This is a genomic window from Sphingomonas sp. CCH9-F2 (assembly GCF_001556735.1).
Lineage (GTDB): Bacteria > Pseudomonadota > Alphaproteobacteria > Sphingomonadales > Sphingomonadaceae > Sphingomonas > Sphingomonas ginsenosidimutans.
In genome coordinates this window covers 1-290 of record NZ_LSJO01000177.1, presented here as the reverse complement: position 1 = coordinate 290, position 290 = coordinate 1, and the positions used below count along the sequence as shown (strand labels likewise).

The 290-nt window shown below is 75.2% G+C and carries 1 pseudogene; it reads right to left on the bottom strand.

The window, feature by feature from the left end:
• A pseudogene (locus AX685_RS22340) lies at positions 1–290 on the bottom strand (Zn-dependent hydrolase); the annotation flags it as partial.

Genomic DNA, 290 nt, shown 5'->3' with positions numbered 1-290 from the left:
GCGGGTGGCCGCACGCCGCCAGCGCGTCCGCCATCAGGTCGGTCAGCGCCGCGTCGCACGGGCTGGCGGGTAGATCGTGGATCGGCGTCGCGGAAAAACCGACGCCGCGCCGCGCCGCAATCTCTCGCGCCGCCGCCAGAATGTCCTGCGCGGCGGCATCGCGCACCGCCGCGTCGGGCGATCGCACGTCGATGGTGAAGGCGACCGCGCCGGCGATCACGTTCGCCGCGCCGGGCGACACTTTCAGCTGCCCGACGGTGGCGACCAGATCGTCACCGCCCGCCCGCCCG